This is a genomic window from Gordonia sp. UBA7599 (genome assembly GCA_002477755.1).
GTDB lineage: Bacteria > Actinomycetota > Actinomycetes > Mycobacteriales > Mycobacteriaceae > Gordonia.
This window is the reverse complement of sequence record DLKD01000062.1, coordinates 127,770-128,015: the sequence shown is the minus strand read 5'-3', so window position 1 is coordinate 128,015 and position 246 is coordinate 127,770. Positions and strand designations below refer to the sequence as shown.

The 246-nt window shown below is 72.0% G+C and carries 1 pseudogene; it reads right to left on the bottom strand.

Annotation, left to right across the window (positions count from 1 at the left end):
• Nucleotides 1-246: pseudogene (locus tag B4L26_RS08250) on the bottom strand (NADH-quinone oxidoreductase subunit G); the annotation flags it as partial.

Genomic DNA, 246 nt, shown 5'->3' with positions numbered 1-246 from the left:
CGGCGACGGTGGCCGCGACGGTCAGTGCTCCCGGGCTGCCCGCCAGCCGCTCACCGACGAGCAGGATGGCACCGGGCGTGGCGAGGAGCTGTTGGGTCTGCGTGTTGGCGAGCACGTCGGCTTCGGCACCGGGTGCGCAGTCGATGCGCGTGCCACTGAGTTTCGTCAGCCCCCGCGAGGACCAGGGCGCGATCGAGTGCACCTTCGTCGTCCCTGCGCGGACCGCCTTGCGCAGGCGCAGGAAGA